Source organism: Streptomyces sp. SS1-1, assembly GCF_008973465.1.
Lineage (GTDB): Bacteria > Actinomycetota > Actinomycetes > Streptomycetales > Streptomycetaceae > Streptomyces.
Genome location: NZ_WBXN01000004.1, coordinates 3,013,021 through 3,039,373, shown reverse-complemented (window position 1 = coordinate 3,039,373; position 26,353 = coordinate 3,013,021). Strand labels below are relative to the sequence as shown.

The window sequence follows — 26,353 nt, the reverse complement described above, 5'->3', positions numbered from 1 at the left end:
CGCACCCGAACGCGCACCTAGCCCGGAATGTTGTCGAAGGGCGCCGTAAGCCTGCGCAGCAACCCCGCCAACTCGGCCCGCTGCCCCCCCGACAGCTCCCCCAGGATCGCCCGCTCCTGCGCGAGCAGCCCCGCCAGCGCCTGGTCGGCCCGATCGCGCCCCTCGGCCGTGAGCCGCACCAGCACCCCGCGCCGGTCGCTCGGGTCGGGCAGCCGCTCCACCAGCCCCTTCTTGGCCAGCCGGTCGATACGGTTCGTCATCGTGCCCGAGGTGACCAGCGTCTGGGTCAGCAACTGCCCCGGCGAGAGCTGGTACGGATCACCCGCGCGCCGCAGCGCGGTCAGCACGTCGAACTCCCACGGCTCCAGACTGTGCTCGGAAAACGCCAGCCGGCGCGCACGGTCCAGATGCCGGGCCAGCCTGCTCACCCGGCTGAGCACCTCGAGTGGTTCCACGTCGAGGTCCGGGCGCTCCCGGCGCCACGCTGCGACCAGCCGATCGACCTCGTCCTCCATGACGATCAGTGTAGTGGTTGTGTCGATGTGAAGTCTCTTGACGTCAAGATAAAACGGGGGGCAGGCTGGAACCCGGAAGACAGGAGGCCCCGCCATGTCCGCAGCCGTCACCCCCACCCCCACCTGGGACCCGGCCCAGTACCTGCGTCACGCCGATCACCGCGCCCGCCCCTTCACCGACCTCCTGGCCCGCATCCCCCCGCTCCCCGGCGACCGCCCCCGTATCGCCGACCTCGGCTGCGGCCCCGGCAACGTCACCGCCCTGCTCGCCGCCCGCTGGCCCACCGCCCACATCACCGGATTCGACAACTCCGCCGCGATGCTGGACCGCGCCCTCACCGAGCACGAGGGCCCCACCGAGGGCGGCGGCCGCCTGGACTTCGCCCACGCCGACGTCGGCACCTGGACGCCCGAGGAGCCGTACGACCTGATCGTCAGCAGCGCCACCCTGCAGTGGGTGCCGGGCCACGCCGCCCGCTTCGGCTCCTGGGTGGCCGGCCTGCGCCCCGGCGGCACCTTCGCCTTCCAGGTCCCCGGCAACTTCGACGCCCCCAGCCATCGTCTGATGCGCGACCTCGCCGCCCGCCACGGCATCGCGGACGTCCTGCGCCACTCCGACGCCGTGCACGACCCACGGGACTATCTGGCCCGCCTGACCGCCCTGGACTGCGCGGCGGACGTGTGGGAGACGACGTACCTGCATCTCCTGCCCGGCGAGGACCCCGTCCTGGACTGGGTGAAGGGCACCGGCCTGCGCCCCGTCCTCACCGCGCTCGCCGACGACCCCGCCCGCCGCGACGCCTTCCTGGACGCCTACCGGGCCGCGCTGCGCGAGGCGTACCCGCCCGGCCCGCACGGCACCCCGTTCCCGTTCCGCCGCATCTTCGCCGTCGCCCGCAAGGAGCGGTGATGATCAGCGCCGTCGACCACGTCCAGCTCGCCGCCCCGCCCGGCTCCGAGGACCGCCTGCGCGCGTACTACGTGGACGTCCTCGGCATGACCGAGATCCCCAAGCCCCCCGTGCTCGCGGCACGCGGCGGCTGCTGGTTCCAGGCCTGCGGCGTGCGGCTGCACCTCGGCGTCGAGCAGGACTTCCGCCCGGCCCGCAAGGCGCACCCCGGACTGCGGGTCACCGGCATCGCCGCGTACGGCGCCCGGCTGGCCGCTCTCGGCGCCCCCGTGGAGTGGGACGGCGACCTCCCCGGGCACCGGCGCTTCTTCTCCCACGACCCGGTCGGCAACCGGCTGGAGTTCCTGGAGCCCGATCCCGCTGTTTGACCGGTGCCCTGCGGGACACCCGTTCCGTGGCAGCGACGTCGAACCTTGCGGGAGTGAGCAACGTGGCGAAGGAAGAGAAGTCCCGGGCCATGAAGGAACAGGCCAAGGGCAAGGCCAAGGAAGCCATGGGCCGGATGACCGGCAACGAGCGGATGACCGCCGAGGGCAAGGCCGACCAGATGAAGGGCGACGCGCGTCAGGCGAAGGAGAAGGGCAAGGACACCTTCAAGCACTGACGGACACCGCCCGCGAAGACCGGCACGGGCGCGCGGGGTGCTGTGGGGGCACCCCGCGCGCCCGTGTCCGTGCCCGGGTTCGCGCCGGCGTCAGTTCTTGCGGCGGCCGATCAGATGCGGCCGGGCCTCCAGCCCGTCGAGGCCGTGCCAGGCCAGGTTCACCAGGTGGGCCGCCACCTCGGCCTTCTTCGGCCGGCGCACGTCCAGCCACCACTGCCCCGTCAGGGCGACCATCCCCACCAGCGCCTGCGCGTACAGCGGCGCCAGCTTCGGGTCGAAGCCGCGGCTCTTGAACTCGCGGCCGAGGATGTCCTCCACCTGGGTGGCGATGTCGGAGATCAGCGAGGCGAACGACCCCGTCGACTGGGGGATGGGCGAGTCACGGACCAGGATGCGGAACCCGTCCGTGTACTCCTCGATGTAGTCCAGCAGCGCGAAGGCCGCCTGCTCGCACAGCTCCCGCGGATGCCCCGCGGTCAGCGAGCCGGTCACCATGTCGAGGAGCCGCCGCATCTCGCGGTCCACGACGACCGCGTACAGGCCCTCCTTGCCGCCGAAGTGCTCGTACACCACCGGCTTGGACACCCCGGCCTTCGCCGCGATCTCCTCCACCGACGTGCCCTCGAACCCCTTCGCGGCGAACAGGGTGCGACCGATCTCCAGCAACTGCTGGCGGCGCTCCGCACCGGTCATCCGGGTACGGCGCGCCCGCCGCGGCTTTTCGTTGCTGGAGGTGCTGCTGGAGTCGGTCGCCACGGCGTCAATCATGCCGCCTTCGCGGGTTCCTTCCGGCGCCGGGCGCCGTCTTCCCCGGTGTTCCGGCGGGAATCGATACGCGAGCGTGACGGCCAGCGCACGTCGTAGGCCCAGCCGAACTTCTCGAAGATCCGGATGAAGCGGGCCGAGGAGTCGATCTGCCAGCGCTCCACACCGTGCCGCGCGGACGTCGGGTCGGCGTGGTGCAGGTTGTGCCAGGACTCGCCGCACGACAGCACGGCCAGCCACCACACGTTGCCCGAGCGGTCCCGGGACTTGAACGGGCGCTTGCCCACGGCGTGGCAGATGGAGTTGATCGACCAGGTCACGTGGTGCAGCAGGGCCACCCGGACGAGGGACCCCCAGAAGAAGCCGGTGAACGCGCCCCACCAGGACATCGTCACCAGGCCGCCGATCACGGCGGGCAGGGCCAGGGAGAGGATCGTGAAGGACACGAAGTGACGGGAGACGGCGCGGATCGCGGGGTCCTTGATCAGGTCCGGCGCGTACTTCTCCTGCGGCGTCTGCTCCTCGTCGAACATCCATCCGATGTGCGCCCACCACAGGCCCTTCATCAGGGCGGGCAGGGTCTCACCGAAGCGCCACGGCGAATGCGGGTCGCCCTCGGCGTCCGAGAACTTGTGGTGCTTGCGGTGGTCCGCCACCCAGCGGACGACCGGGCCCTCCACGGCCATCGACCCGGCGACGGCCAGAGCGATCCGCAGCGGCCGCTTGGCCTTGAACGAACCGTGCGTGAAGTACCGGTGGAAGCCGATCGTGATGCCGTGGCAGCCGAGGAAGTAGAAGAAGACCATCAGGCCGAGGTCGAGCCAGCTCACTCCCCAGCCCCAGGCCAGGGGAACGGCCGCGACCAGCGCGACGAAGGGCACGATGATGAAGAGGAGAAGCGCGATCTGCTCGATCGACCGTTTCTTCTCCCCGCCGAGCGTGGCGGAGTGAGTCGGGGTGTCGTCGTTCGCCTTCGGGGCGTCTTCGATCACATCGGAGCTCAGGGTCATGGGCGTCCCCTGTGGGGTTTCGAGGGTTGTGACAGATGCCGTGTCGCGGTCGGGCAGGCTCCGCCGGTGCGGTGCCTACGGTTCCGTAACCTACGGCGTCGTAAGTATGGCAGTGCGCCGCCCTGCGGCAAGAGCCCGAGAGAGAGCGCGTCCCCATGGACACCTATCCTTGTCTCGGTCGGACAGCGCGGTCCGCTCTGATTTCTTCCCGGATGTCAGGAGCCGTAAGCGGTGGTCCCGCCATACGGCCCAGGCGACGGGTTCCCCTCCCGGACGAGCTTCAACACTGCAAGGAGCCGCACCTGTGAGCAGTGCCGACGACCAGACCGTGTCGCAGGAGACCACCAGCGCCGAGCTGCGTGCCGACATCCGCCGACTGGGTGATCTCCTCGGGGAGACCCTCGTCCGCCAGGAGGGCCCGGAGCTTCTGGAACTCGTCGAGAAGGTCCGCCGCCTCACCCGCGAGGACGGCGAGGCCGCCGCCGAACTCCTGCGAGGCACCGAACTCGACACCGCGGCCAAGCTGGTCCGCGCCTTCTCCACCTACTTCCACCTGGCCAACGTCACCGAACAGGTGCACCGCGGCCGTGAGCTGCGGGCCCGCCGCGCCGCCGAGGGCGGCCTGCTCGCCCGCACCGCCGACCGGCTCAAGGACGCCGACCCCGAGCACCTGCGGCAGACCATCCAGCACCTCAACGTGCGCCCCGTCTTCACCGCGCACCCCACCGAGGCCGCCCGCCGCTCCGTCCTCAACAAGCTCCGGCGCATCGCCGCGCTCCTGGAGACGCCCGTCCTCGAGGGCGACCGCCGCCGCACCGACACCCGACTGGCCGAGAACATCGACCTCGTCTGGCAGACGGACGAACTGCGCGTCGTGCGCCCCGAGCCCGCCGACGAGGCCCGCAACGCCATCTACTACCTCGACGAGCTGCACGCCGGCGCCGTCGGCGACGTCCTCGAGGACCTCACCGCCGAACTGGAGCGCGTCGGCCACCGGCTGCCCGACGACACCCGCCCCCTCACCTTCGGCACCTGGATCGGCGGCGACCGCGACGGCAACCCCAACGTCACCCCCCAGGTGACCTGGGACATCCTGATCCTCCAGCACGAGCACGGCATCAACGACGCCCTGGAGATGATCGACGAGCTGCGCGGCTTCCTGTCGAACTCCATCCGCTACACCGGCGCCACCGACGAGCTTCTCGCCTCCCTCCAGGCCGACCTCGACGCGCTGCCCGAGATCAGCCCCCGCTACAAGCGCCTAAACGCCGAGGAGCCGTACCGGCTGAAGGCGACCTGCATCCGCCAGAAGCTGGAGAACACCAAGACCCGTCTGGCCCGCAACACCCCGCACGAGCCCGGCCGCGACTACCTCGGCACCGGCGAACTGCTCGCGGACCTCACCCTGATCCAGAGCTCCCTGCGCGAGCACCGCGGCGGCCTCTTCGCCGACGGGCGCCTGGACCGCACCATCCGCACGCTGGCCGCCTTCGGCCTCCAGCTCGCCACCATGGACGTCCGCGAGCACGCCGACGCCCACCACCACGCCCTCGGTCAGCTGTTCGACCGGCTCGGCGAGGAGTCGTGGCGGTACGCCGACATGCCGCGCGACTACCGCGCCAAGCTCCTCGCGAAGGAGCTGCGCTCCCGCCGGCCGCTCGCCCCGAGCCCGGCGCCCGTCGACGCGGCCGGTGAGAAGACGCTCGGTGTCTTCCAGACCGTCAAGCGGGCCCTGGAGGTCTTCGGACCCGAGGTCATCGAGTCGTACATCATCTCCATGTGCCAGGGCGCCGACGACGTCTTCGCGGCCACCGTCCTCGCCCGCGAGGCCGGCCTGATCGACCTGCACGCCGGCTGGGCCAAGATCGGCATCGTGCCGCTCCTGGAGACCACCGACGAGCTCAAGGCCGCCGACACCATCCTCGAGGACATGCTGTCCGACCCGTCCTACCGGCGCCTCGTCGCGCTGCGGGGCGACGTCCAGGAGGTCATGCTCGGCTACTCCGACTCCTCCAAGTTCGGCGGCATCACCACCAGCCAGTGGGAGATCCACCGCGCCCAGCGCCGGCTGCGCGACGTCGCCCACCGCTACGGCGTGCGGCTGCGCCTCTTCCACGGCCGCGGCGGCACCGTCGGCCGCGGCGGCGGCCCCTCGCACGACGCGATCCTCGCCCAGCCCTGGGGCACCCTCGAAGGCGCCATCAAGGTCACCGAACAGGGCGAGGTCATCTCCGACAAGTACCTCGTCCCCTCGCTGGCCCGCGAGAACCTGGAACTGACCGTCGCGGCCACCCTCCAGGCCTCCGCGCTGCACACCGCGCCCCGCCAGTCCACCGAGGCGCTCGCCCGCTGGGACGCCGCCATGGACGTCGTCTCCGACGCCGCGCACACCGCGTACCGCAAGCTCGTCGAGGACCCCGACCTGCCGACGTACTTCCTCGCGTCCACCCCCGTCGACCAGCTCGCCGACCTGCACCTCGGCTCGCGGCCCTCCCGCCGCCCCGGCTCCGGCGTGTCCCTCGACGGACTGCGCGCCATCCCGTGGGTGTTCGGCTGGACCCAGTCCCGGCAGATCGTCCCCGGCTGGTTCGGCGTCGGCAGCGGCCTGAAGGCCCTGCGCGAGGCCGGCCTGGACACCGTGCTCGACGAGATGCACGAGCAGTGGCACTTCTTCCGCAACTTCATCTCCAACGTGGAGATGACCCTCGCGAAGACCGACCTGCGCATCGCCCAGCACTACGTCGACACGCTCGTCCCCGACGAGCTCAAGCACGTCTTCGACACCATCAAGGCCGAGCACGAGCTGACCGTCGCCGAGGTCCTGCGGGTCACCGGCGAGAGCGAACTCCTCGACGCCCAGCCCGTCCTCAAGCAGACGTTCGCCATCCGCGACGCCTACCTCGACCCGATCTCCTACCTCCAGGTCGCCCTGCTCAAGCGTCAGCGCGACGCCGCCGCCGGTGACACCGAGCCCGACCCGCTGCTCGCCCGCGCCCTGCTCCTGACGGTCAACGGCGTGGCCGCCGGCCTGCGCAACACCGGCTGACCCGCACGACAGAAGTGCCCCCGCGCCGGCACCGGCACGGGGGCACTCCTGCGCCCTCAGGGCTCACACCATGACGAAAGCGCCCGTCAGCAGGGCCAGGCCCGTGCCCGCCAGCAGCCAGGAGAGGCGGGCGCTGCGCAGGCCGCCCGCCGCGACCACCGAGGCGAGCAGGAGGGCGCCGCCCAGCGGCACCCAGGCGTACAGCACGCCCGCGGGGCCCGAGCGGACCACCTCGTCCGTGCCCGGCTTCACCACCACGGCGTAGGTCTCGCCCTTGCGTACCGCGACGTTGTTCTCGATCCACACCGAGTCGCGCTCCCGCGAGCCCACCGAGACCGGCGTGTACGGGCCGGTGCACGAGTCGCCGCCGCAGCGGGCCACCTCGATCGTGCCGTGCTCACGGCCCTTGGTGAGCATCACGTGCTGGGCGCTGCCCCACGACCCCCACACACCCGCGACCAGGATCAGCAGCACCACCGTCCCCATCACCGCGACCCGGCCGAACCGCAGCGCGGAGACAGCGCCCTGACTGGAGACAACGGCAGAAGGCATGGCCGCGATCTTTGGCCATGCCCCTGCGAACGGTCAACTTCGCGTCGGCCGTGCGGACCGACAAGTCACGAGTTGTACGTGCTTTGCGCCCGCTCCAGACCCTCGGTCACCAGACACTCGACCGCGTCCGCCGCCCGGTCCACGAAGTAGTCGAGCTCCTTGCGCTCCGCCGACGAGAAGTCCTTCAGCACGAAGTCCGCGACCGGCATCCGGCCCGGCGGACGCCCCACACCGAACCGCACCCGGTGATAGTCCGGGCCCATCGCCTTCGTCATCGACTTCAGCCCGTTGTGCCCGTTGTCGCCGCCGCCCAGCTTCAGCCGCAGCGTGCCGTAGTCGATGTCCAGCTCGTCGTGGACCGCGACGATGTTGCCCACCGGGACCTTGTAGAAGTCCCGCAGCGCGTTCACCGGGCCGCCCGACAGGTTCATGAACGACATCGGCTTCGCCAGCACCACCCGGCGGCTCGCCGGACCCGGCGGACCGATCCGCCCCTCGACGACCTGCGCCTGCGCCTTCCCGGCCCGCTTGAACTTCCCCCCGATCCGCTCCGCGAGCAGATCCACCACCATGAACCCCACGTTGTGCCGGTTCCCCGCGTACTCGGGTCCCGGATTGCCCAGGCCGGCGACCAGCCACGGCGCACTCGGATCGGTCGTCACGTCCACGTCTCCATCGATACGCGCCAGCCGCCGCCCCCGAAGGGACGGCGGCTGACGAAAACGACGGCGGAACCGGTCACACGGCCCCGCCGGACTGCGAGGATCAGGCCTCGGCGACTTCCTCGCCCTCGGCCTCGTCGCCCTCGGTGGCCTCCTCGGCCTGCGCGGCCAGCACCTGCAGCACGACAGCGTCGTCCTCGACGGCCAGCTTCGCGCCCTTGGGCAGCTCGATGTCCTTGGCCAGGATCGAGGCACCCGCCTCCAGGCCCTCGACCGACACGGTCACGGACTCGGGGATGTGCGTGGCCTCGGCCTCGACCGGAAGCGCGTTCAGCACGTGCTCGAGCAGGTTGCCGCCCGGGGCCAGCTCGCCCTCGGTGTGCACGGGGATCTCGACCGTGACGGTCTCGCCGCGCTTCACCAGCTGCAGGTCGACGTGCTCCAGGAAGCCCTTCAGCGGGTCGCGCTGCACGGCCTTCGGGATGGCCAGCTCGTTGGTCTTGCCGTCGATGTCCAGCGCGATCAGGACGTTCGGCGTACGCAGGGCGAGCAGCAGCTCGTGGCCCGGAAGCGTCAGGTGCAGCGGGTCGGAACCGTGGCCGTACAGGACACCGGGAACCTTGTTGTCACGGCGGATACGGCGGGCGGCACCCTTACCGAACTCGGTACGGGTCTCGGCGGCGATCTTCACCTCGGACATGGCGATCACTCCTCGTAGAAGTAGAACGGACGGGGTCACCCGGCCACGAACGGCCTGCTACGAAGAGCGCGTCGATAACGGACAACCGCCTCCACCACGGGAAACGGCCTCCCTCGCCGAGCAACTGGAGCAGTCTACTCGGACCCGGAGGCCGTTCCCAAAACGATCTCTGCGGCTGGATCTACTGCTCGTCGAACAGGCTCGTGACCGAGCCGTCCTCGAACACCTCGCGCGCCGCGCTCGCGATCGTCGGCGCGATCGACAGCACCGTCAGCTTGTCCAGATCCGCCGCCAGCTCACCCGGAGTCGGCAGCGTGTTCGTGAACACGAACTCGCTCACGCGGGAGTTCTTCAGGCGGTCCGCCGCCGGACCCGACAGCACACCGTGCGTCGCGGTGACGATGACGTCCTCCGCGCCATGCGCGAACAGCGCGTCCGCCGCGGCGCAGATCGTGCCGCCCGTGTCGATCATGTCGTCGACCAGGACGCAGACGCGGCCCTTGACCTCACCCACGACCTCGTGGACGGTCACCTGGTTCGCCACGTCCTTGTCGCGCCGCTTGTGCACGATCGCCAGGGGCGCGCCCAGCCGGTCGCACCAGCGGTCCGCGACCCGGACCCGGCCCGCGTCCGGCGAGACGACCGTCAGCTTGTCCTTGTCGACCTTGCGGCCCACGTAGTCCGCCAGCAGCGGCAGCGCGAACAGGTGGTCCACCGGGCCGTCGAAGAAGCCCTGGATCTGGTCCGTGTGCAGGTCCACGGTCAGGATGCGGTCCGCGCCGGCCGTCTTCATCAGGTCCGCGATCAGACGGGCCGAGATCGGCTCACGGCCGCGGTGCTTCTTGTCCTGGCGGGCGTAGCCGTAGAACGGCACGATCACGGTGATCGAGCGGGCCGACGCACGCTTCAACGCGTCGATCATGATCAACTGCTCCATGATCCACTTGTTGATCGGCGCCGTGTGGCTCTGGATCAGGAAACAGTCCGCGCCGCGCGCCGACTCCTGATACCGCACGTAGATCTCGCCGTTCGCGAAGTCGAAGGCCTTCGTCGGGACGACCCCGACACCCAACTGCTGGGCGACCTCCTCGGCAAGCTCGGGGTGGGCGCGGCCGGAGAAGAACATCATCTTCTTCTCGCCGGTCGTCTTGATCCCGGTCACAGCACTGTCTCCTCAGAGGTGTCTCAGCTGGGTGTGCACCTATCACGGTACGCCGTGTCCGACGCACCCGTTTCCGGTCAGCCTTCGCTTCCGCCCTGCCGGGACGCCTCCTCCGCCGCCCGCGCCGCCGCGCTCCCGGGACGCTTCCGCGCCACCCAACCCTCGATATTCCGTTGCTGGCCACGGGCCACGGCCAGCGAACCGGGCGGTACGTCCTTCGTGATCACGGACCCGGCGGCGGTGTACGCACCATCCCCGACCGTGACAGGAGCCACAAACATGTTGTCCGAACCCGTACGGCAGTGAGAGCCCACCGTCGTGTGGTGCTTGTCCTGACCGTCGTAGTTCACGAAGACGCTCGCCGCGCCGATGTTCGTGTACTCGCCGATCGTCGCGTCCCCCACGTACGACAGGTGCGGAACCTTCGTCCCCTCGCCGATCGACGCGTTCTTCGTCTCCACGTACGTACCGATCTTGCCCTTGGCGCCCAGACGGGTACCCGGACGCAAATACGCGAACGGCCCGACCGACGCGTCCGCGCCCACCACGGCACCGTCCGCCACCGTGTTGTCCACCCGGGCCCCCGCGCCCACGCGCGTGTCCCGCAGCCGGCTGTTCGGCCCGACCTCGGCGCCCTCGCCCAGATGCGTCGCGCCCAGCAACTGCGTGCCCGGCAGCACCACCGCGTCCTGCTCGAACGTCACCGACACGTCGATCCACGTCGACGCCGGGTCCACCACCGTCACCCCCGACAGCATGGCCGCCGTCAGCAGCCGGTCGTTGAGGATCCGGCGCGCCTCCGACAGCTGCACGCGGTTGTTGATCCCCGCGATTTCACGGTGATCCGCCGCCACCGAGGCGCCCACGCGGTGCCCGGCCTCCCGCAGGATGCCCAGGACGTCCGTCAGGTACTCCTCGCCCTGGCTGTTGTCCGTGCGCACCTTGCCCAGCGCGTCCGCCAGCAACTGCCCGTCGAACGCGAACACGCCGGAGTTGATCTCCCGGATCGCCCGCTGCGACTCCGACGCGTCCTTGTGCTCCACGATCGCGGTGACCGCGCCCGAGGCGCCGTCCCGCACGATCCGGCCGTAGCCCGTCGCGTCCGGCACCTCCGCCGTCAGCACGGTCACCGCGTTGCCGTCCGCCGCGTGGGTCTCCGCCAGCGCCGACAGCGTCGCGCCCGTCAGCAGCGGCGTGTCGCCGCAGACGACCACGACCGTGCCGTCCACCGGGCCGCCCAGCTCCTCCAGGGCCATCCGCACCGCGTGCCCCGTGCCGTTCTGCTCGGCCTGCACGGCCGTGCGCACGTCGGGGTCGATCTCGGCGAGATGCGCGGTGACCTTCTCGCGCGCGTGGCCGACCACGACGACGAGACGCTCGGGGTCCAACTCGCGGGACGCGGCCAGGACATGGCCCACGAGGCTGCGTCCGCAGAGCTCGTGGAGGACCTTGGGTGTGGCCGACTTCATACGGGTGCCCTCACCCGCTGCGAGAACGACGACGGCTGCCGGGCGAATGGCGCTCACGGGATGCCCTTCGGCTGTGATGGGGGAGGGGTGACATCCGCAGGATACCGGGGCGTTTCACGGCGGACATGAGAGCGGGCCCCGACCTGGTGGTCAGGGCCCGAACCGCACGGCTCCGCCAGCTGGATTCGAACCAGCACTACAGGGCTTCAAAGGCCCGCGGGCTACCAGTTACCCCATGGCGGATGGCTGCGTCCGACCTTACCTGAGACGCGCCGACGCCTGATCCACCATTCCCTTCCACCAACCCTCGATCCGGCGGTACAGCTCGGCTCCCTGAGATACGCGGATCACGAGGCAGCCTCGGTAGGCGTCGCCGACGTTCTTGCGTACCGTCTTGGGGTTGTGCTTCTTGAGCGTCGTCTTCTGGAACTCCGACGCGTCGACACCCACCAGGTCGGCCCAGTACCGCTTCGCTCCCTCGACGTCTGCGCTCACGTGGATCATCACGCGATAGGACAGGCGGTCTCGCGCCACGCCGAGCAGGCTCAGCCACGCGAGGTAGACCTGGATCACGCCGGGGTCGCTGTTGACGAAGAGGACGCTCTCCCTCCGGGCGTAGGGCTTGTCCTTGCTGCCCTCGGCCCAGTAGAGGGCCACGCCTGCCATGAACAGGTCGCGGTCGGACATCTCGCCGATCTGCTCCGCGGCGGCGGTCTTGGTCTCTCGGCGCTCCTCGTCCTGTGCCCCACGGAGGCGCGCCAGCCCGGCCTTCATGAGTTCCCGGTGTTCCTCCGGCGTATAGCGAGCCTTCGGCTTCGGCAGATCCCGTACCCACAGCGACACCGAGCTGCGTGAACAACCGAGCGCCAGCTCGATCTGGTCGTACGTCCAGCCTTTGCGCCGTAGCTCCCGCGCCCTGGCCCTCAGGTCGTCCTTGGCGTTCGGGCGCTTGGTCCACTCCGGCGGCGGCTCGCCCTTCACCAGCTGGTTGAGGAGGTCGTTGTTGAAGATCTTCAACTCGTCGCGGATCTGCCGAAGACTGCGGCCCTGTCGTCGCAGCGCCACGGCCTGCTCTCGCAAGCCCTCCAGGTCGGCGTACTTGCCCGTTGCATGTGCCATGGGCACACGATGAGGGGGAGTCGCGGATTCCGGCGGGTGATCGAGGTCGGTTCAACAGTTCGAGGGAATCTGAGGGGTTCCGCTCAGGCGTGACTACGGAATGTGATCGTGGACGGTCCGTGAAAGTCGACGGAAATGGGCGGGGGTGCGCCCGTAGGCTGGAGGCATGACCAGGACGGGGGAAGAGCACGGCGGGCAGTCGCCGCCGGGGGCCGGGCCGTGGTGGTGGAGCAGGGCGCGTGGCGCCGTGCTGGATGGGACGCTGGCCGTCGCGTCCGCGGTGGAGTGCGCGTTCGAGGGCGTCGGGTTCGCGCGGGACGCGGGGCTGCCGGTGCCGGTCGGGGTGGTGTTCGGTGCGCTGGCGGGCTCGGTGCTGCTGTTGCGGCGCCGCTGGCCGATCGCCGTGGTGCTGGTGTCGATCGCGGTGCTGCCCGCGCAGATGGGGTTCCTGCTGAGCATCGTCGGCCTCTACACGCTGGCCGCCTCGGAGTTGCCGCGCCGGATCATCGCGTCGCTGGCGGGGATGTCGTTCGTCGGCACGCTGATCGTGACGTTCGTGTGGGTGCGCCAGGACGTGGCGCGGGGGAGTCTGACCGTCGGTGACTGGGTGGTGCCGTTCGCCTCGGTGACGACGGCGATCGGGCTGACCGCGCCGTCGTTGCTGCTGGGCCTGTACGTGGGCGCCCGGCGCCGGCTGATGGAGAGCCTGCGGGAGCGGGCGGACAGCCTGGAGCGGGAGCTCCAGCTGCTCGCGGAGCGGGCCGAGGAGCGGGCCGAGTGGGCCCGCAACGAGGAGCGGACGCGGATCGCGCGGGAGATGCACGACGTCGTCGCGCACCGCGTGAGTCTGATGGTGGTGCACGCGGCGGCGTTGCAGGCCGTGGCACGGAAGGACCCGGAGAAGGCGGTGCGCAACGCCGCGCTGGTGGGGGACATGGGCCGGCAGGCGCTGACGGAGCTGCGGGAGATGCTCGGGGTGCTGCGCAGCGGTGTGGCCCCGGCGAACGCGGCACGGGGCGCGGGGACCCCGCTCGCGGCGGTCGGCGTGGCCGCGGCGGCGGCCGCGGACCGGGAGCGGGCGGAGGAGCCCGGCACCGAGGGGCCGTGGCTGTCGGAGCTGGACGAGCTGGTGGGGCAGTCGGCGGCGGCCGGGATGGTCGTGGACCTGTCGGTGGAGGGGGAGTCGCGCGCGTACGCGCCCGAGGTGGAGCAGACGGCCTACCGGGTGGTGCAGGAGGCGTTGACGAACGTCCACAAGCACGCGGCGGGCGCGAAGACGTATGTGCGCCTCGCGCACCGGGTGTCGGAGATCGCGATGCAGGTGGAGAACGAGCCGCCGCCGGAGGCGGGCTCGGCGTCGTCGGCGCGGCTGCCGTCGGGCGGCAACGGCCTGGTGGGGATGAAGGAGCGGGTGTCGGCGCTGGGCGGGGTCTTCGTGTCGGGGCCGACGGACGCGGGCGGTTTCCGGGTGTCGGCGGTGATCCCGGCGGTCTGACCCGCCCGCGGGCCCGGTCCGGGGTCAGGGGGCGACGAGGCGGGCGGGTTCGAGGCCGGTGACGAGGCCGGCGAGGGCCTGGTCGATGTCGGCGCCGAGGTACCAGTCGCCGGTGTGGTCGAGGGCGTAGACGCGGCCCTCGGTGTCGATGGCGAGCAGGGAGTCGGTGTCGGTCTCGGCGCCGAGGGGGCTGACGTCGGTGTCGAGGGCGCGGCCGAGGTCGCCGAGGGTGCGGGCCATGTGGAGGCCGTGCAGCGGGTCGAGGTGGAGGGCGGCGGGGGCGATCTGCCGTCCGGGTCCGCCGGGGGCGATGTGCAGGCCGCCGAACTCGGCCCAGGCTTCGACGGCGGCGGGGAAGACGGTGTGCCGGTGGCCCGCGGGCGAGGTGTGGTCGCGCAGGGTGTCGGCCCAGATCTCGGCTTGTTTGATGTCCCAGCGTCCGGGCTGCCAGCCCGCGGCTCGCAGGGCGGCGTCGACGGGTACGGGGAAGCGGGTGGTCGAGGTGCGGTCGGTGTGCATCGGCTCTTCGTTCGTCGATTGTGCCGGGGCCGGGTGGGGGGGTCGGGGTCCGGGCGCGCGCGGCGGTGTGCGGTGGTGCGGGCGGGCGGCTCAGTCGGCGGGCGGGGTGGGGTCGACGATGCGGACGCCGAAGTGGGCGCTGAGGGCGGTGCAGGCGCGGCAGGGGGCGACGAAGCTGCCGTGCAGGGGGTCGCCGTCCTCACGGATGCGGCGGGTGGTGAGCTTCGCCTGCTTGAGTGCTTTGCGGGCTTCGCCGTTCGTCATGGGTTTGCGGGCGGCACGTTTGCTGCGGGCGGTGTCGGCGGCCGCGATGTGCCGGGAGATGAGGATCGTCTCGGCGCAGCGTCCGGTGAAGCGGTCGCGTTCGTTGCTGGTGAGGGTGTCGAGGAAGTCCTGCACGAGGTGGTGCAGGGCGGGGGGATGGTCGCCGCGGGCGGCGGTGCCGGTGAGGGTGGCGCCGCGGACGGAGAGGGCGGCGGCGACGGTGGGGAGTATGCCGTCGCGGCGGTGGAGGAGGGCGGGTGTGTGCGGGGTGCCGTCGGCGCTCCAGCCGACGCGGGGGTCGCCGGACCTGCCTGAGTGCGGGTCGGTCTGTGTCGCGTTCATCGTCATCATCCCCTCCTGAGCATCCCCCGTGCATGCTCTCGGACGTCACAGAGTGCCAAATGCCGTGGCGGCTGCGGAAGCTGGGGCGATGCGACACGCCCGTGTCGGGGCGGGCTGTCACGGTGGGGTGACGCCTTGTCACGGTGGTGATGGGGGGCGTCACCTGTGCCGGTGACCGTGGTCGCCGTACCGCATAGGCTGTCGCCACCGCTTTCCATGCGGTGACGCGTGGACGCAGACGAGTCAGTCGATTCGGGGCGTTGTGACCGTGTGTGGTCATGGCGGGCCGGATCAGAACGCCGCAGGGGGCTACCGCCATGACGACAGGTCGGCTCGGGCTGGGGGATCCTCCCGGCCGCCAGGCCGGGGGACACGCCGCGCCGCCGAACGCGGCCTACGCCGGGCAGGTCGTGCACTTTCCGGATCCGGTGCGGGCGGCCCGGCACCCCAGAGGGGTGCGGGTGGACGAGCGGGGTTATCCGGACTTCTCGCCGTACGCGCGGGCGGCGGCGGAGATCGCGGAGCCGCCGGAGGGGTTCGGCGTCGACGAGTTGCGGCTGACGGACTACGTGTCGGCGAACGCGGCGCTGGCGGCGTCGGGCCATGAGTTGTGGGACACGGTGCCGGCGGTGGCGACGCCGCACGGCTGGACGTGGCATCACGTCGTGGGCTCGCGGCGGCTGGAGCTGGTCCCGGTCGAGGTGAAGGCGCTGCTGCGGCATCACGGCGGTATCGCGACGTCGGGTGTGGACCAGGTGAAGCGCGGGACGCGGCCGTTGCAGGAGACGCGTCCGGCGCACTTCCGGCTCCCGAAGTCGGGGGTGGCGGTGACGGAGGCGCAGGCGCAGGGCGTCGAGGAGGATCTCGGCTACCGGCTGCCGGGCGCGTACCGGTCGTTCCTGAAGGCGGCGGGCGGGTGTGCCCCGGTGGGGACGGCGCTGGACGCGGAGTTGGGGCTGCTGATCGACCAGCCGTTCTTCACGGTGCGGGACGAGGCGGCGGTCAACGACCTGGTCTATGCGAACAAGTGCCTGCGGGACCACCTCACCAAGGACTATCTGTGTGTGGGGTTCGTGCAGGGCGGGCTGCTGGCCGTGAAGGTGAAGGGCGAGCGGCTGGGCTCGGTGTGGTTCTCGGCGTACGACGACGCGCGGGATGTCGATCCGTCGTGGTCGGTGGCGGAGCGCGTGGAGCGGCTGCTGTTGCCGTGCGGTGAGGACTTCGACGTGTTCCTGTCCCGGCTGGCGGGTTCTCCGCCGGAGCTGGAGACGGTGGCGAATCTGATGGTGGACGGTGGGTTCGCGCGTGCGGTGCCTGTCGAGGCCGCGGCTGCGGGGGAGTGAGCTTCGCGATGGTGACGTTCGCGCAGGCGCAGGAGCGCGCCGAGGAGTGGATCAACGGCGATGTGCCGTCGTACCAGCACCGTGAGGTGCGGGTGCGGGAGTTCGGGCTGGGCTTCGTGGTCTGGGGTGAGGACCGTGCGGACGGTCCGCGTTCGGACGCCGGCGCCCAGCGGCTGGTGATCGCCCGGGACAGCGGGGAGGCCACGCTGTGGCCGTCGCTGCCGGTCGGTGAGGTGATCCGCCGGTACGAGGAGGAGTACGGCCGCGACGACGCGGTCGCGGAGCCGGCGCCGGCGCCCGCGGCGCGGGTGGATCTGAACCAGACGTCGTTCCTGCTGACGCCACCGGAGTGGTTGCAGGAGGCGGCGGACCGGATGGGGGTGCCGGACCGCCGGCAGCCGGCGGACGAGGAGCCGCGCGACGCGGTGCCGGCGTCCCCGGAGCCCGAGCCCGTGTCCGCCGGGCCGGTGGCGGACGAGCCGCGGGACGCGGTGCCCGAGGGGGCGACTCCGTGGGCCGGTACGGACACCAACGCCGACGCGGGCGAGGACCGTTCGGTGCCGCTGCCGGAGACGGTGTTCGCGCCCCCGCTGAGCGGGGACGACACGGCGACGCCGCCGGACGCCGCGACCGCGTTGATCGCGGGGGGCAGCGGGCTGCCGCGCACCGCGGTCGAGCCCGCCGTCGACGGCCCGGACGCGCCGGACGCCCCGTCGTACGGGTATCCGCAGGGCGCGGGCGCTCCGCCGCCTCCGCCCGCTCCTCCGGCGTACGGCTCCCCGCAGGCGCCCGGCGACATCGCGGACGCGGCGACGAGCAAGGCGCCGCCGCGCGGGCCGGGTCCCTCGACGCCGCCTCCGCCGCCGGGCGCTCCGGGCGCGCCGGCCGGCGGGTACGTGCCGACGCAGCTGGTGTCGTCGCTCGGTCCCGGCGGGCCGGAGGGCGTGTCCGGACCGGGCGTTCCGCCGCCGCCGGGTGCGCCCGGCGCCCCGGGTGTCCCGAGTCCTCCCGGTGCGCCCGGCGCCCCGGGTGTGCCCAGTCCTCCCGGTGCCCCCGGCGCCCCCGGTGTGCCGGCCCCGCCCGGCGCTCCGGGTGCTCCCGGTGTGCCCGGTGCTCCCGGCGGTACGCCCCCGGGCGGGGTGCACCATGCCGCCACCGTGCTGGCCGCTCCCGGCCCGGCCGGCGGCCCGCCGCAGCCTCCGGCGCCGCCCGGCGCCCCGGGTGCCCCGCAGCCGTCCGGTCCGCCGGCCCCGCCCGGTGCCCCGGGCGCTCCCGGTGTGCCCGGCGCCCCCAAGCCCCCCGGCGCGCCCGGCGTTCCGGGCGGTGACCCGGGTGCCGGTGCCGTGCACCACGCGGAGACCGTGCTGTCCGCCCCGCCGGTCGGCGGCCCCGGCGTGCCTCCGCCGCCGCCCGCCCCGGGTGCCCCCGGCACCCCGCCCGCGCCGCCCGGACAGGCTGGACACCCCGGACACCCCGGACACCCCGGACACCCCGGGCCCGCCGGGCCTCCCGGACCCTCCGGGCCCACGGGTCCGGTCGGTCCTCCCGGTCCCGGTGTGCCGCCGGGCGCCCCGCAGCCGCCCATGCCCCCCGGGGCCATGGCGCCGGCGCCGGGGCAGCCGCCGGCGTACGGCTATCCGCAGCAGCCGGTGGGGCAGCCGACCGTCGGACCCGGCTACCAGGCCGTCCTGCGGTACCGCGCCCAGGACGGCTCCGAGCAGCAGCTGATCCGGCGTTCGGCGCCGGGCACCCCGCACCCGGAGTGGCAGATCTTCCACGAGCTGCGCGCCATGAACGTGCCGCCGGACCAGGTGCTGGAGCTGCACACCGAGCTGGAGTCGTGCGAGCTGCCGGGCGCGTACTGCGCGCGGATGATCCGCGAGCAGTGGCCGCAGGCGCGGATCACGTCGATCGCGCCGTACGGCACGGATCACGCGAGCCGTCAGCAGGGCATGGGCCAGCTGCTCGCCCACCAGGGCGAGTTGCACCAGGTGGCGGACGGCCCGGCGCGGCCGGCGCCGGTGCGGGCCCCGCTGCCGCAGGTGCAGCCGGCGCCGCCGATCCCCCCGGAGGGAGTGGCGCAGGAGCTCGCGGGCGCGTTCGGGCCGGGGATCTTCCGGTTCGAGCAGGCCGCGGTGTCCCGGCAGGGCGTGCCGCCGATCGTGGCGCACAGCCTGGTCGTGGGCGGACTGCCGCTGGACATGGGCCCCTTCTTCTGGGCGCAGGCCCAGCCGGGGCGGCCGGTGCCCACGCTGGCGGAGCTGGCGCAGGAGCGCGGCGTGCAGCCGGCGTCCGACGCGGGGTCGTACCTGGTGATGGGCAGCGACTTCGGCAAGGCGCTGTGTGTGCAGTACGGGACGGCGCACATCGTGGCGGTGCCGGTGGAGGCAGGTCCGGGCGGTGCGCCCGTGCCGCCGCAGTTCGTGAACACGGGGCTGCCCGAGTTCCAGCGGTGCCTGGCGCTGCTGGGCCGGATGTGGCGGCTGCGGTTCGGGCTGAACCAGGAGCAGGCGGGCCGCTGGACCGTCGACTTCCAGGCGCAGCTCGCCGCGCTGGACCCGGCGGCGCTGGGTTCGCCGGAGAGCTGGTGGTCGGTCCTGCTGGAACAGATGTGGGACGGACTGCTCTGACCTCGCACGGGCGTTCGCCCGGTCGTGGGGTGCGTGTGACGTGATGTCACCCGGCCGCCGCCGAGGGCGGCCGGGTGCGACGAGGGGCCGATCCCCGGTGGTGAGACCGGGGATCGGCCCCTTTCGTGTGCGCTGTCCGCCTGCCTCCGCGCCCGCTGCCCGCTCCCGTGCGCGGAGTGTCGCGTTATGCCCACTTACGCCTGATACTTCAAGATGTGCGCTAAATCATCATTTTCCTGTCCGTTCGGTGGAGAGGGGTACCGAGATGAGTGGCGCACCGGTCCCGCTGTACGACTTCGTGGTCGTACGAGGGCGCGGCTACCGTCCCGACCAGGTCGACGCGTTCGTCGACGCCCTCTCCCGCGACCGCGACGCCGCCTGGGAGCGGGCCGCCCGGCTCACCGTGCTCGCCCGGGAGATGGAGGCGGAGGCGGAGCGGCTGAAGGAGGAGGTGGCCCGGCTCGGCCCGCAGACCTACGAGACGCTCGGCGACCGGGCGCGCCGGATCTTCGAGCTGGTCGAGCAGGAGGCGGCGGCCGTGCGGGGGGAGGCGCGGCGGGAGGCGCGGCGCCTGATGGACGAGGCGCAGTCGTGGGCGGACGAGGTGCGGGAGTCCGCGCGGACGCACGCCGAGGCCGTGACCACCGAGGCGGAGACGTTCGCGGAGGAGCGGCTGCTGGCGGCCCGCACGGAGGCGGACGAGATCCGGGTGACGGCCCGCCGTGAGGTCCGCCAGGAACGCAAGGGCGCGCTGGGCGCGTTGCGGGAGGCGCGGCAGCGCACGGTGGGCAAGCTCGCCGAGCAGGCGGAGCGCAACGACACGGTGTGGGTCCGCGCCGAGCGGGAGGCCGCGGAGCGCCTGGCGGCGCAGGAGGCGGCGGAGCAGGAGCGGCAGGCGCGCGCGGAGGCGTCGCTGGCCGAGGCGACCGAGGTGTTCGCGGACGCGGAGGCGTCGGCGCGCAGGCTCCACGAGGAGGCGCGCTCGCACGCCGAGGAACTGGTCGCGGCGGCGCGCAAGCGGGCCGAGGAGATCGCCCTGGAGACGGAGCGGGTGCTGCGCGAGCACAGCGACGCCTGGGACGAGGTGCGCGCCCACATCGGGCAGATGCGCAACAGTCTGACGGCGCTGACCGGGCAGGCCGCGCTGGAGTGAGGGCCCGCCGCCGGCGTACCGGTGGCGGGCCCTCGGCCGTACGCGGTCAGTTGCCCCGGCGGACGGCTCCGGCGAGGATCCACCCTTCTACGGCCTCGTACTGGCGCCGCTGGTCGTCGGACTTCCCGCGGCCAGGCAGGACCGTCCCGAGGTAGCCGAGGAGGAACCCGGCGGGGATCGACACCAGACCCGGTGTGGTGAACGGGAACCAGTTGAAGTCGGACTCGGGGAACGCCGCGACGGGCGAGCCGGAGACCAGGTTGGTGCCCGGCATCAGCAGCAGGACGACGGCGGTGCCGCCGATCAGGGTCCACAGCAGTCCGCTGCGGGTGTACCGGCGCCAGAACAGGCTGTAGACGAGCGCGGGCGCGATGGCGGAGGCGCCCAGGGTGAACGACAGCGTGATGAGGGGCTGCAGGCTGCGGTGCTGGACCAGCGTCGCCAGCAGGATCGCCGGGGCGCCGACGGCCAGGGCCGACATCCGGGCCACGGTCATCTCCCGGCGGGTGGTGAGCCCCCGGGACCGTACGGCGAACACGTCGTGCGCCAGGGAGTTGGCGCAGGCGAGGATCATGCCGGCCACCGAGGCGAGCACCGTCAGGAAGATCGCCGTGGTGACCGTCGTGAACAGCAGGGTCTCCGCGTAGGAGATGTCGGCCCCGAAGGCGGCCCGGGAGCCCAGCAGGAAGGCGGTGTTGCCCTGCGGGTCGGCCCCGGCGATGACCTCGCGGCCGATCAGCGCGGTCGCGCCGAACCCGACGACGGTGATCACCAGCACGAACAGGGCGACGCTGGACACCGCCCAGGACATCGACCGCCGGACCTGGCGGGCCCCGGTCGCGGTGTACATGCGCATGGTGATGTGCGGCAGGACGCCACCGCCGAGGACGACGGCGAGCTGCGAGGTGATCATGTCGATCCGCGGGTACGGGCTGCCCGCGAACTGCAGCCCGGAGTTGAGGAACGACGAGCCGACGCCGCTCCGCGCGGCGGCCGCGTCGAACAGCGCGCCCGGGTCCCAGTCGAAGCGGTTCAGGATGAGCAGGGCCACGACGGAACCCGAGCCGAGCAGCATGACGAGCTTGAGGATCTGGATGAGGGCGGTGCCCTTCATGCCGCCGATCGCCGCGTAGCTGATCATCAGCACGCCCAGCCCGATGATGCAGCCGGTCTTCAGGGAGTCGCCGGAGAAGCCGAGGATGAACGCCAGCAGCTGGCCGGTCCCGGCGAGCTGCACCAGCATCAGCGGCAGCAGCGCGGCGAGGGTCACCGCGCACGCGGCGATCCGTACGGCCCGGCCGGGCATCCGGCGGGCGAGGGCGTCGCCCATGGTGAACCGGCCCGCGTTGCGCAGCGGTTCGGCCAGCAGGAACATCAGCAGCATCAGCGACAGGGCCGTGCTCAGGGCGAGCACGATGCCGTCGTAGCCGCACAGCGCGACCACTCCGGTGGTGCCGAGGACGGTGGCGGCGCTGATGTAGTCGCCGCCGATCGCGAGGCCGTTGCGCAGCGGCGACAGGGAGCTGTAGCCGGTGTAGAACTCGTCGAGGTCGTCCCGGTCGGGGCCGGTCATCACGCACAGCAGCAGCGTGATGGTGGCGACCGCGCAGAACGCGACCAGGGACATCGCCTGGGAGTCTCCGAAGTCGTTCATCGGCCGGCTCCCCGCTGCCCGGCGGCGTCCCGCTTGGCGTCGATCTCGGCCTGCCGGCGGATCCGGTCGGCGACCGGGTCGAGGTAGCGGCGGGCGGTGTACTCGTACAGGGCGATCGCCAGCCAGGTGACCGGCAGTTGCAGCAGGGCGAGGAGCAGCCCGGCGGGCAGCCCGGCGGCGACCTCCTCGCCCATGAAGCCGGGGGCGAAGGCGGACAGGATCAGGAACAGCAGGAAGTAGCCGAGGGCGGTGAGGGTCGCCACCCGGCGCTGGAGACGGTAGGCGGTGCGCAGGACCCGCAGGTCGCTGTGATGCCCGAGCGGCGGGTGGTCGGGGGTGCGGTGACGCGGCGGCTCGGGGGGCTCGGGCGGGAAGGCCGCCTGCCACGGGTAGGTGGCGTGGGACGGTGGCGGCGGGTGCGACCCGTAGGGTGGGTACGGCTCATACGGGGAGGACATCCCGGTACTCCTTGCGTGGCTCGGGTCCGGTGCGGCGGACCGCAGGGAGGTGGGGGGCGGGCGAGCCACGCACGTTACTTCGGAGTACGGGTGAGCGCGAGGGTTTCGGCAAACTGATCGGTCGGTATATGTGATCGCTATCAAGCCGTGTCTGACCTGCGGTGTTACCGGCGTTAACTCAGACTCTTGCGTCCGCCTGTCACAGAGGTGTCGCTGAGAGCACGTCCCCGTACAGCATCTTTCGGAAGAGGCCACACCATTACGCCCCTTGCGCCATCATTGACCCACTCGTTGTGGTGTGCGGAGGCAAGGGGGGACCACATGAGTGGGGTGTCGGCGACGGATCGGGTGTTCATCTCCTACGCCCATGACGACGACAAGCATGTCGATCACGTGCGGGACTTCTATCACTTCCTGCGTGGTTGCGGGATCGACGCCGAGCTGGACCTGCCAGCCGGAGAACGCCGTCAGGACTGGGCGTTATGGATGCTGCGCGGTATTCGGGACAGCCGGCGCGTGATCGTCGTCGCCTCACCCGAGTACCGGCGGCGCTCCGAGGGCGACGCCGTGGCAGGGCAGGGAGCCGGCGTGCAGTGGGAGGCGCGGCTGCTCCGGGACCTGGTGCACGAGGACCCCGATGCCGCCCTCGAGAAGATCGTCCCCGTCGTCCTGCCCGGCGGCTCGGCGACAGGGCTGCCGCGGTGGCTGGGCGGCGGTACCCATAGCCACTACCCCGTGGAGGCGTACACCGTCGAAGGCGCGGAAGTGTTGCTGCGGCTGCTGACGAACCAGCCGTACGAGACGGTGCCCGCACTCGGGAGCGTGCCGGTGCTTCCGCCGCGTCCGCCCGGAGGGACCTCCGCGTCGCTGGTGCTGCCCGGGCCCGTCACCGACCCGGCGCCCGTGGACGCCCCGCAGCCGCCGCCCGCGGCCTTCGTCTTCCCGGACCCGACTCAGCTGCTCGACGCGCTCATGGCGTGCCCGGCGCTGCACCGACTCGGTATGCGTTACGAGCTTCAGGAACTGATGGGTGAACGCCTGGGGATTGACGGCCCCTACTCCGTGGACGAGTCCGCCGATCCCCGCACCCATCTGCGCACCCTGGTCCGCCGGGTCAGACGGACGACCCTGACTGCCGACGCGGTGCTGAAGGCGATGTACTTCGCCCTGGAGGAGATCGCACCGGACGACATCGGCACCCACCGGGTGCGGAACCTGCTCGTCGCGTCCGGACTGGCGCTCAGGGAGGCGTGAGTGCCGATCTGGCGCCACCCGCTCGGTGGCCTGCGCCGGGGCGGGCGCCCCTCTCGATGGAAGGCCGAGCGTCAGTTGGTGGAGATCCTTCTCGGTACGGCCGGCCTGCACGAACTCGCCGCGAGGCAGGAACTCCTGCTGCTCACCGGCGAGCGCCTCGCCTTCGGACACGCCCTCCTGGCGCCGGAGCATCCGGACCCCCGGACGCATCTGCGCGCCGTCGTCCGCGCCACCCGTGACACCGAGCGTCTGGCGGCGTTGCGTGACGCGCTGCTGGAGTTGCGGGGAGACGACGTCGGCGCGGCCTGGTTCCGTCTCGCGGCCACCACGTCGATCAGACCGGACGGCCCGGTGCCCGGCCACTGCATGTCGGACCTCATCGCGGAACTGCGCGAGCACCCGGAGGACTTCGGACGCGGCGCGGCAACTCGGTACCTCAGTGACCGACGTGCGGCCGGCCGCCCACTCGACTGCCGTCCCCTCCTGCCAGATGTAATGTTCCGCCTCTACGACGCCCGCCGGCCGGCCGGCGGCCCGGACACCCGTCACACGGACCTCTGTGACTTCCTGCGCATGCTCGATGCCGAGTCAGGCCGCACCGGCCGGCTCGGCACCCTGATCGCCGCCGTTGTGAGGAACGACCGGGACCGGCACCGCGGGCCGCAGGCAGGGCCCACGGCAACGGCGCCTCAGGAACGCCGGGTCGTCATCCAGATACGGGTCGAAGAAGAGGACGCGCCGTGCGACGAGCCACTCGATCGGCGCCACTACTCGCTCCGCGGCTTCCACTACGAGAGCGGCCCCGGAGACAAGCCAGTCTTCCACTGCTCGTGGCCTTTGTCCGGGCGCTTCACGGGGGACGAACTGGAGGCACGTGGAAGAGACTTCCTGGCGACCTGGCGCGGACACGAGCACGACGACTGGGAGGTGAACCGGCGGGTGGAGTTCCTGCTTCCGGACTCGTTGCTCGGCCACCCCGCGGAACTCTGGCCCAGCGGCTCCTCGGGAAAACCCCTCAGCCGCAGATGCCACGTCGTCGTGAGGTCCCTCAGACGGTACAAGGACACGTCCTTGCACGGCGAGTGGCGTCGCCGCTGGGCAGCCCTCGACCGTGACTGCGCGCCGGGTGACGCGCTGGAGCGCATCGGGTGGATGCGCCCGGACCTCTCACGCGCCCGGGCCGAGACCGATGTGGACTGCCGGGGCACCGCTTGGAGCTGTCCTGACAGCAAGTACGAGCCCTTACGCCTGAGGGACCCCGCTGACGTCGAGGATTGGCTCAGGCAACACATCGACCTGGCGTGCCTCGGGCTGGGCACCCCCTATGACCCCGGGGACCCCCTCGTCAGGGAGGCCGTGACCGATGCCCTGCTGGAGGACGGCATCCCCGTGATGATCTGGCGGCGTGACGAGGGCGACGCCGTCGACTTCGTGGATCTGCTGCGCCGGGTCAGGCCCCCCGGCCTGCTGGCCGAGCTCCCGGACAGCGTCCTGGAGGCACGTAGACACAACCGCACGGATACGGCGAGCCTGGGCCATCACATCACCCTGCTGTGGGACGACCCGACGTGCGTCTTCAGCAGCCAGGACGGCCAGATGCCCGGCATCCGCGGCGCAGGTGGAGGAGCAGCATGACACAGACGCAGAAGTGGTGGGTCTATGAGGGCACCGGGACCCCGCACGACGGCATCGACCGTCTGCCGGACGCACCTCCGTGGCGGGCCTTCAGGCACGGAGCCCTGCGACCGGCGCAGGAACCGCCGAGAGTCCCCGACGGCGACGCCCACCGCCGCCATCTGGGACGCCGCGGCCAGGGGGAGGCGTATCAGGCGGGCCTTCGCGAACGGCACCTCGTCAATATGGCCCTGCACCTGCGCAGGCCCCTCCTGCTGACCGGCAAGCCTGGGACTGGCAAGTCCACCCTCGCCTACGCGGTCGCACACGAGTTGGGGCTCGGCCCTGTGCTGCGGTGGGCCATCACCAGCCGGTCGACCCTCAAGGACGGTCTCTACGAGTACGACGCCGTGGGTCGTCTCTACGACGCCGGGCTCAGCAACGCCGGCGTACTGCGCCGGCCCGGCGGCGAGTCACCCGAACCCCCGGACATCGGCAAGTACCTGTGGCTGGGCCCGCTCGGAACGGCTCTGCTGCCTTGGAAGAGGCCACGCGTGCTGCTCATCGACGAGATCGACAAGAGCGACATGGACTTCCCCAACGATCTGCTGAACGTCTTCGAAGAAGGCGAGTTCGTCATCCCGGAACTGGCTCGGCTGGGCGAGGGCAGACAGACCGTGATGACGGCCGATCGGAAACGCGCGGACGTCTTCGGCGGTGAGGTGGCCTGCGCCGAGTTTCCGTTCATCGTGCTCACCAGCAACGAGGAGCGGGAGTTTCCGATGGCGTTCCTGCGCCGCTGCATCCGGCTGGAGATCGGACCGGCCGACCAGGACCAGCTCGCCGGCATGGTCGCGGCTCACCTCGGTGAACCGGGCGTTGGCGGCCCCAGCACGTCGGCTGAGGTGCGCGGCAGGATCATCGCTCAGTTCCTGGCCAAGCAACGGGAGGTCGGCACGCTCGCCAACGACCAGTTGCTCAACGCCCTGCTGATGGCGGAACGCGGTCTCTGGGACACGGAGGAGGGACAGTCCCTGCTGGGCGACGACCTGCTGCGGCCCCTGGATCGGGGCTAGACGTGACAGAAGCTGCAGGAGCCGGTGCGCCGGGGGC

General features: G+C 71.8%; 24 protein-coding genes and 1 tRNA gene. 11 read left to right on the top strand and 14 right to left on the bottom strand.

Annotation, left to right across the window (positions count from 1 at the left end; all coding sequences use genetic code 11):
* Nucleotides 1–17 precede the first annotated feature (17 nt).
* On the bottom strand, nt 18–515 hold the full coding sequence (gene tamR, locus F8R89_RS14955; RefSeq protein WP_151784448.1) for a MarR family transcriptional regulator TamR: 498 nt from the start codon (nt 513–515) through the stop codon (nt 18–20).
* A gap of 94 nt (nt 516–609) precedes the next feature.
* Here tamR and F8R89_RS14950 point away from each other — a divergent pair, with 94 nt between their 5' ends.
* The 3 genes from F8R89_RS14950 to F8R89_RS14940 all read left to right on the top strand — a co-directional run bounded on the left by F8R89_RS14950 (nt 610) and on the right by F8R89_RS14940 (nt 2,029).
* Nucleotides 610–1,425, top strand: coding sequence for a trans-aconitate 2-methyltransferase (locus F8R89_RS14950; RefSeq protein WP_151784447.1), 816 nt, complete (start codon nt 610–612; stop codon nt 1,423–1,425).
* The gene (locus tag F8R89_RS14945; protein WP_151784446.1) at nt 1,425–1,793 is read left to right on the top strand and encodes a VOC family protein; all 369 of its coding nucleotides are present in this window, start codon (nt 1,425–1,427) and stop codon (nt 1,791–1,793) included. The genes F8R89_RS14950 and F8R89_RS14945 overlap by 1 nt, the downstream gene beginning before the upstream one ends.
* A gap of 62 nt (nt 1,794–1,855) precedes the next feature.
* Complete coding sequence (locus tag F8R89_RS14940; RefSeq protein WP_086866624.1) at nt 1,856–2,029, top strand: CsbD family protein; 174 nt, start codon at nt 1,856–1,858, stop codon at nt 2,027–2,029.
* Nucleotides 2,030–2,119: 90 nt separating this feature from the next.
* On the opposite strand, the gene F8R89_RS14935 is transcribed toward F8R89_RS14940, so the two are convergent.
* Together F8R89_RS14935 and F8R89_RS14930 are read right to left on the bottom strand one after the other, a co-directional pair.
* Nucleotides 2,120–2,797: a TetR/AcrR family transcriptional regulator gene (locus F8R89_RS14935; protein ID WP_151784445.1), complete on the bottom strand. Its 678-nt coding sequence runs from the start codon at nt 2,795–2,797 to the stop codon at nt 2,120–2,122.
* Complete coding sequence (locus F8R89_RS14930) at nt 2,794–3,804, bottom strand: acyl-CoA desaturase (RefSeq protein WP_151784444.1); 1,011 nt, start codon at nt 3,802–3,804, stop codon at nt 2,794–2,796. Before F8R89_RS14930 ends, F8R89_RS14935 begins: the two co-directional genes overlap by 4 nt.
* Nucleotides 3,805–4,108: 304 nt before the next feature.
* Here F8R89_RS14930 and ppc point away from each other — a divergent pair, with 304 nt between their 5' ends.
* Complete coding sequence (gene ppc / locus F8R89_RS14925; RefSeq protein WP_151784443.1) at nt 4,109–6,850, top strand: phosphoenolpyruvate carboxylase; 2,742 nt, start codon at nt 4,109–4,111, stop codon at nt 6,848–6,850.
* A gap of 63 nt (nt 6,851–6,913) precedes the next feature.
* Here the strand turns inward: ppc and F8R89_RS14920 are convergent, their stop codons facing one another.
* The 7 genes from F8R89_RS14920 to F8R89_RS14890 form a co-directional block, all read right to left on the bottom strand.
* Nucleotides 6,914–7,402 carry a hypothetical protein gene (locus F8R89_RS14920; protein WP_151784442.1) on the bottom strand — a complete coding sequence of 163 codons (489 nt, stop codon included), beginning with the start codon at nt 7,400–7,402 and terminating at the stop codon, nt 6,914–6,916.
* Nucleotides 7,403–7,467: 65 nt separating this feature from the next.
* Nucleotides 7,468–8,070 carry an aminoacyl-tRNA hydrolase gene (pth, locus tag F8R89_RS14915; RefSeq protein ID WP_151784441.1) on the bottom strand — a complete coding sequence of 201 codons (603 nt, stop codon included), beginning with the start codon at nt 8,068–8,070 and terminating at the stop codon, nt 7,468–7,470.
* Between the two features lie 97 nt (nt 8,071–8,167).
* Nucleotides 8,168–8,764, bottom strand: a complete 597-nt coding sequence (locus F8R89_RS14910) for a 50S ribosomal protein L25/general stress protein Ctc (RefSeq protein WP_151784440.1) — start codon at nt 8,762–8,764, stop codon at nt 8,168–8,170.
* Between the two features lie 181 nt (nt 8,765–8,945).
* Nucleotides 8,946–9,926, bottom strand: coding sequence for a ribose-phosphate diphosphokinase (locus F8R89_RS14905; protein ID WP_062673931.1), 981 nt, complete (start codon nt 9,924–9,926; stop codon nt 8,946–8,948).
* Between the two features lie 77 nt (nt 9,927–10,003).
* Nucleotides 10,004–11,452, bottom strand: a complete 1,449-nt coding sequence (gene glmU / locus F8R89_RS14900) for a bifunctional UDP-N-acetylglucosamine diphosphorylase/glucosamine-1-phosphate N-acetyltransferase GlmU (RefSeq protein WP_151784439.1) — start codon at nt 11,450–11,452, stop codon at nt 10,004–10,006.
* 113 nt (nt 11,453–11,565) lie between these two features.
* A tRNA-Gln gene (locus F8R89_RS14895) sits at nt 11,566–11,638 on the bottom strand.
* Nucleotides 11,639–11,653: 15 nt separating this feature from the next.
* Nucleotides 11,654–12,514 carry a hypothetical protein gene (locus tag F8R89_RS14890; RefSeq protein ID WP_151784438.1) on the bottom strand — a complete coding sequence of 287 codons (861 nt, stop codon included), beginning with the start codon at nt 12,512–12,514 and terminating at the stop codon, nt 11,654–11,656.
* 166 nt (nt 12,515–12,680) lie between these two features.
* Here F8R89_RS14890 and F8R89_RS14885 point away from each other — a divergent pair, with 166 nt between their 5' ends.
* Complete coding sequence (locus F8R89_RS14885; RefSeq protein ID WP_151784437.1) at nt 12,681–14,009, top strand: sensor histidine kinase; 1,329 nt, start codon at nt 12,681–12,683, stop codon at nt 14,007–14,009.
* Between the two features lie 24 nt (nt 14,010–14,033).
* On the opposite strand, the gene F8R89_RS14880 is transcribed toward F8R89_RS14885, so the two are convergent.
* Nucleotides 14,034–14,528, bottom strand: coding sequence for an SUKH-3 domain-containing protein (locus tag F8R89_RS14880; RefSeq protein WP_151784436.1), 495 nt, complete (start codon nt 14,526–14,528; stop codon nt 14,034–14,036).
* Nucleotides 14,529–14,618: 90 nt separating this feature from the next.
* Nucleotides 14,619–15,134, bottom strand: coding sequence for a YwqJ-related putative deaminase (locus tag F8R89_RS14875; protein WP_151784435.1), 516 nt, complete (start codon nt 15,132–15,134; stop codon nt 14,619–14,621).
* A 317-nt stretch (nt 15,135–15,451) separates the two neighbouring features.
* Between F8R89_RS14875 and F8R89_RS14870 the strand changes: the two genes are divergently transcribed.
* From F8R89_RS14870 to F8R89_RS14860, 3 genes are all read left to right on the top strand, one after another.
* Nucleotides 15,452–16,477, top strand: coding sequence for an SMI1/KNR4 family protein (locus tag F8R89_RS14870; protein WP_151784434.1), 1,026 nt, complete (start codon nt 15,452–15,454; stop codon nt 16,475–16,477).
* An 8-nt stretch (nt 16,478–16,485) separates the two neighbouring features.
* Nucleotides 16,486–19,107 (top strand): SUKH-4 family immunity protein, encoded by a 2,622-nt coding sequence (locus F8R89_RS14865; RefSeq protein WP_151784433.1) that lies wholly within the window; start codon nt 16,486–16,488, stop codon nt 19,105–19,107.
* 265 nt (nt 19,108–19,372) lie between these two features.
* Nucleotides 19,373–20,260: a cellulose-binding protein gene (locus F8R89_RS14860; RefSeq protein WP_151784432.1), complete on the top strand. Its 888-nt coding sequence runs from the start codon at nt 19,373–19,375 to the stop codon at nt 20,258–20,260.
* Between the two features lie 46 nt (nt 20,261–20,306).
* Here F8R89_RS14860 and F8R89_RS14855 read toward each other — a convergent pair whose 3' ends face one another.
* Nucleotides 20,307–21,914: a cation acetate symporter gene (locus tag F8R89_RS14855; protein ID WP_151784431.1), complete on the bottom strand. Its 1,608-nt coding sequence runs from the start codon at nt 21,912–21,914 to the stop codon at nt 20,307–20,309.
* On the bottom strand, nt 21,911–22,372 hold the full coding sequence (locus F8R89_RS14850) for a DUF485 domain-containing protein (protein WP_151784430.1): 462 nt from the start codon (nt 22,370–22,372) through the stop codon (nt 21,911–21,913). The genes F8R89_RS14855 and F8R89_RS14850 overlap by 4 nt, the downstream gene beginning before the upstream one ends.
* 321 nt (nt 22,373–22,693) lie before the next feature.
* On the opposite strand from F8R89_RS14850, the gene F8R89_RS14845 reads away from it, so the two are divergent.
* Genes F8R89_RS14845 through F8R89_RS14835 form a run of 3 tightly spaced genes read left to right on the top strand, consistent with a single transcriptional unit; the run spans nt 22,694 to nt 26,316 of the window.
* Nucleotides 22,694–23,626, top strand: coding sequence for a toll/interleukin-1 receptor domain-containing protein (locus tag F8R89_RS14845; protein WP_151784429.1), 933 nt, complete (start codon nt 22,694–22,696; stop codon nt 23,624–23,626).
* Nucleotides 23,627–25,261, top strand: coding sequence for a hypothetical protein (locus tag F8R89_RS14840; protein ID WP_151784428.1), 1,635 nt, complete (start codon nt 23,627–23,629; stop codon nt 25,259–25,261).
* Nucleotides 25,258–26,316, top strand: a complete 1,059-nt coding sequence (locus tag F8R89_RS14835) for an AAA family ATPase (RefSeq protein ID WP_151784427.1) — start codon at nt 25,258–25,260, stop codon at nt 26,314–26,316. The genes F8R89_RS14840 and F8R89_RS14835 overlap by 4 nt, the downstream gene beginning before the upstream one ends.
* Nucleotides 26,317–26,353 lie beyond the last annotated feature (37 nt).